The 4,780-nt window shown below is 66.5% G+C and carries 6 protein-coding genes and 1 tRNA gene; all 7 read left to right on the forward strand.

Features of this window, described 5'->3' with window-relative positions; translation table 11 throughout:
* The coding region (locus tag ACOJTB_RS09960) for an EF-Tu C-terminal domain-related protein (RefSeq protein ID WP_465248402.1) at positions 1-168 on the forward strand (168 nt) is incomplete at its 5' end.
* Positions 169-342: 174 nt separating this feature from the next.
* A tRNA-Trp gene (locus ACOJTB_RS09965) sits at positions 343-418 on the forward strand.
* A 134-nt stretch (positions 419-552) separates the two neighbouring features.
* Positions 553-1,314, forward strand: a complete 762-nt coding sequence (locus ACOJTB_RS09970) for a molybdate ABC transporter substrate-binding protein (protein WP_420102374.1) — start codon at positions 553-555, stop codon at positions 1,312-1,314.
* 173 nt (positions 1,315-1,487) lie between these two features.
* A complete protein-coding gene (gene secE / locus ACOJTB_RS09975) occupies positions 1,488-1,682 on the forward strand; it encodes a preprotein translocase subunit SecE (protein ID WP_420102375.1) in 195 nt (64 codons plus the stop codon).
* 14 nt (positions 1,683-1,696) lie between these two features.
* Positions 1,697-2,230: a transcription termination/antitermination protein NusG gene (gene nusG / locus ACOJTB_RS09980; protein WP_420102376.1), complete on the forward strand. Its 534-nt coding sequence runs from the start codon at positions 1,697-1,699 to the stop codon at positions 2,228-2,230.
* 147 nt (positions 2,231-2,377) lie between these two features.
* A complete protein-coding gene (locus ACOJTB_RS09985) occupies positions 2,378-3,982 on the forward strand; it encodes a methyl-accepting chemotaxis protein (RefSeq protein WP_420102378.1) in 1,605 nt (534 codons plus the stop codon).
* 265 nt (positions 3,983-4,247) lie between these two features.
* Positions 4,248-4,697 (forward strand): 50S ribosomal protein L11, encoded by a 450-nt coding sequence (rplK, locus tag ACOJTB_RS09990; RefSeq protein WP_420102377.1) that lies wholly within the window; start codon positions 4,248-4,250, stop codon positions 4,695-4,697.
* Positions 4,698-4,780: the final 83 nt, after the last annotated feature.

Here is a 4,780-nt window from a genome sequence, read left to right on the forward strand (position 1 = left end):
GGCGTGGTCTCGCTGCCGGAAGGCACGGAGATGGTGATGCCGGGCGACAACATCTCGATGGAGGTGACGCTGATCGCCCCGATCGCGATGGAAGAGAAGCTGCGCTTCGCCATCCGCGAAGGCGGCCGCACCGTCGGCGCCGGCGTCGTCGCCAGCATCATCGCCTGATCTCTGCGATCCGGCTGAATTCGGGAAAGGGCGGTGGCGACACCGCCCTTTTTCCGTTTGTGCCGTAAAGCCCGCTGCGCCGCCGCGCGAAGAGCGTTATCCGACGGTCACGCCGGGCCGCGATAATTTTGACTTGAAATGCGTCACGCCTTGGGGCACATGACGCTCACCTGCAGGGGTGTAGCTCAGTTGGTAGAGTACCGGTCTCCAAAACCGGTTGTCGTAGGTTCGAGCCCTACCGCCCCTGCCAGTCGTCCCGGCGCCAGTGTTCCTTCGCCCGGCTGACGACCTCGTGATCTCCGCGACAATTCGGTATTCCGCGTTGCTGCCGCCGTTATAGGCTCGGCTCGTTCGTCCTTTTCCAAGCGGCTTTGCGAGATTGTCATGCGCCCGTTCCTTGCCCTGCTGGTCCTGTCGTCCATCCTCGCCTCGGCCAGCGCGCAGGCTGCCGAGATCAAGGTGCTGACGGCCGGCGCGTTCAAGCCCGTCGTGCTTGCCACGGCGAGCGCGTTCGAGGCGCAGAGCGGCCACAAGCTCGTGGTCGAGAACGATACGGCGGGCGGGCTTCTGAAGCGCATTTCCGATGGCGAATCCTTCGATGTCGCCATTCTGACCCCAGCAGCCGTCAAGGAGCTCACCGCCAAGGGCCGGATCGCAACCGGCACGGTTGCCAATCTCGCGCGGACCTCGGTCGGCGTGGCGGTGAAGGAAGGGGCGCCCCTGCCGGATATCGCGACGGTCTCGGCGTTCAAGGCGGCGCTGCTCTCGGCAAGGAAGGTGGCCTATATCGACCCTGCCGCAGGCGGATCGAGCGGCATCTATTTTTCGAAGCTGCTCGAGACGATGGGCATTGCCGATGTGGTGAGGGCGAAGGCGGTGCTGGTCCCGGGCGGGCTCGTCGCCCAGCGGCTGGTGACAGGCGAGGCCGATCTCGCCATCCACCAGATCAGCGAGATCCTGGCGGTGAAGGGGGCGGTGCTGGTCGGCCCCCTGCCGGCCGAGATCCAGAGCTATACGGTCTATACCGGCGGCCTTGCCTCCGCAGCCCGGGACACCGAGGCCGGGAAGGCGTTCCTCGCCTTCCTGCGCAGCGATCAGGCTCGGCGCATCCTCGCGGAAAAGGGCATGGAAGAGGCTCCCGAATAAGGCGGAGTCGCTGACGCCAGCTCAAGAAGCCGCTTGGCGAAAGCGCGACATCGTTGTAAAGACGCCGTCATGTCGGCGCGCGACCCAACCGGGTCCCGCGCCGCGAATGTTTCAGGACGACCGATTCGGCGCCGCGGCGAGGGCTGCGGACCGGTCGGAAGCCGAGGTGGACGATGGCGAAATCCAATCCCTTCCAGTTCCTTCAGGACGTGCGCACGGAGGCCGGCAAGGTCACCTGGCCGTCGCGCCGCGAGACGCTGATCACGACCGGCCTCGTGCTGGCGATGGTGGTGGTGTCCAGCCTGTTCTTCCTCTTCGCCGACACCGTCATTCGCTTTGGCCTCGGCCTCATCCTCGGCGCCCGTTGAACGGAATCAAGAACGTGAGCACCCGCTGGTACATCGTCCACGCCTATTCCAATTTCGAGAACAAGGTCGCCCAGTCGATCCGCGATCAGGCGCAGCAGCGTAACCTCGCCGAGAAGTTCGACGAGGTGCTGGTCCCGACCGAGAAGGTCGTCGAGGTCCGCCGCGGCCGCAAGGTCGAGGCCGAGCGCAAGTTCTTCCCCGGCTATGTGCTGGTGAAGTGCGAGATGACCGACGAGGTCTACCACCTCATCAAGAACACGCCGAAGGTCACCGGCTTCCTGGGTGCGGACAAGGCCAAGCCCATGCCGATCCCCGAGGCTGAGGCCATGCGGATCAAGGGCCAGGTCGCCGAGGGCGTCGAGCGTCCCAAGCCCACGATCGTCTTCGAGGTCGGCGAGCAGGTGAAGGTTGCCGACGGCCCCTTCGCCTCCTTCAACGGCGTCGTCGAGGATGTCGATCACGGCCGCGCCCGCCTCAAGGTCGCCGTCTCGATCTTCGGCCGCGCGACACCGGTCGAGCTGGAATACGCTCAGGTCGAGAAGCTCTGATCGCTGCTTAGAGCTTCGCGCGTCCCGACGGACGCGGTCGCGATGCTTTCCCGGAGCGGCGCTGAGCCCCGCTCCGATTTGCCCTTAAACCGATCTTAAGGGATTGCCTCTAGGGTCTTTCGCCAAAACAATCTCATTTTGGTGGCCATGGTCCCGCGGTGTTTCAAGGCTACGGTCGGCCACCGCATGGTGCTCTGGGGCGTTCTGCTCAGCGCCGTCATCGCTGTCTATATCGGTCATGAATTCGTGCGCTCGGAGCGGATGGACCGGATCGCGGGGGCACTATCTGCGAGCGGCGCCGCGCTTGTGCGCATGGAAGAAGCGGCAACGATCTTCGAAACGATGAAGGCCTCGCTGGAGGCTGATCCGGCGATGCCGCCCGATCTGGACGCGATCGACCGAATGGCTCGCGCCGCAGGGGACATCGCCCGAGCGACCGATGGCGCCGTGCAGGCCAAGGCCCTGGAAGCGGAGCGGCAAATGAGCGCGGCGAGCCTGGCCGCTCGCGAACGCGGCGAGGTCGGCCCGCTCCTGAGGCTCTGGCCGGACATCCACGAAGGGCTTCATCTCGAGCTGAACCGCGTTCTGGTCGATGTCGGGTCGGAGCTGAAGGCGCATAACGACGCTTCTGAGCGGCTCGAGCTGTCGATCGGACTGTTGTGCCTTTTGATCCTGACCCTGATCGTGGCCCTGGAATATCGCTGGCTCGTCCGGCCGATCATCGGGATGGCGCGCACTTTGAACAAGGAGGCCGAGGGCTCCGCCTGGCTCGCCGGGATCGCGGCGCGAGGCGACGAGGTCGGCGCGCTGGCCCAGGCCCTGGCCCTGCATCTGCGGGAGCAGAAGGCCGGGCAGGAAGCGGCTCGCTCCAAGGTCGAAGCGCTGTCGGAGGATCTGCGTCAGCGCGAGGAGTTGCAGGCCCAGAGCATCGCCTTCCAGGACCGCATCGCCATGATCGCGACTGCGCTGGAAAGCCATGCGGCAAGGATGTCGGATGCCGCTCGGGAGCTCGGCGGCTCTTCGGAGGAGGTCGACCGCCGTGCCAGCGCGGCCGCGCTGTCGACGCAGCGTGTCTCGACCCATATCGGCGACGTGGCCGTCACCATCGCCGATATCGGCCATCTGGTCCGCGACGCAGCGAGCGAGGCCCGCCGCAGCGCGGAGGTGAGCATCGGCGCCAAGGAACTGGTCGGCGAGGCGAAGGCCGATACCCACGCCCTCCACGCGGCCGTGGAGCGCATCTCCGGCATCCTCGCGCTCATTTCCACCGTCGCCAGCCAGACCAATCTCCTCGCGCTGAATGCCACGATCGAGGCAGCGAGGGCGGGCGAGGCCGGTCGCGGCTTCGCGGTCGTGGCTGGGGAGGTCAAGCAATTGGCGCAGCGCACCGCGCAGGCGACGCTGGAGGTCCAAGGCGGGCTCAATGATATTCGCGTCGCGGCCGGGCTCCTGACGGGCAGGGTGGGGGCGCTGGTCGATTCGATCGACGATGTCGAAGCGACGGCCGACTCCATCGCCGAACTCACGCGCCGGCAGGAAGACCGTTCCACTGCGATCGCCGACGGCACCGGACAGACCGCCGGCGATGTCCGGCTGGTCGCCGAGCAGGTCGAGCAGCTCGCGGCGATGACCGTGACCTGGCGGGGGACCGCCAAGGCGGCCATGCTCGCTTCTACCGACCTCTCTCAGCAGGCGGTCGAGCTGCGGAACGTCGTCGACGACTTCATCGCGCAGAGCCGCGGCGCCGCCTGACATCAGGTTGCCCAAGATGGTGACGAAGCGTCCTGGGCGCGCGCCGCTGCCGGCGCCGCTCGCCGACGCGCATGCAGGCCCTTCCCATCGGCAGCCGAATATGTCATAGGGCGCGCCTCAACCGCGTGGGAGGCGTGCCGGTCGCCAGCCGGATCACAGGCGCCGCACCACGCACTGCAACCACCCCGGCCCCGCTGGACAGCGTCCACGGGCAGGGGCGTCGTCGTTTCGCCAGGCAGCGAAGCGGGCGACAGGAGCAGCCATCATGGCAAAGAAGATCACGGGCTACGTGAAGCTTCAGGTGCCGGCCGGCGCGGCGAACCCGTCGCCCCCGATCGGTCCCGCGCTCGGTCAGCGCGGTCTCAACATCATGGAATTCTGCAAAGCCTTCAACGCGCGCACCGCGCAGATGGAGAAGGGCACCCCGATCCCGGTGATCATCACCGCGTATCAGGACCGGTCCTTCACCTTCGAGATGAAGCAGCCGCCGGTCACCTTCTTCCTGAAGAAGGCCGTGGGCCTGAAGATCGGCAAGAAGCCGGCCTCCGGCTCCAAGACCCCGGGCAAGGGCCCGACCGTCGGCAAGATCACCGAGGCGCAGCTTCGCGAGATCGCCGAGAAGAAGATGCCCGACCTCAATTGCCACACCGTCGACTCGGCGATGGCGATGATCGAGGGCTCCGCCCGTTCCATGGGCCTCCAGGTGGTGGATTGATCCGATGCCGAACATTGCCAAGCGCGTGCGTGCCTCCCGCGAGGGCATCGATCGCACCAAGCTCTACCCGCTCGCCGACGCCG

This window comes from Allobosea sp., from assembly GCF_048595345.1.
GTDB lineage: Bacteria > Pseudomonadota > Alphaproteobacteria > Rhizobiales > Beijerinckiaceae > Allobosea.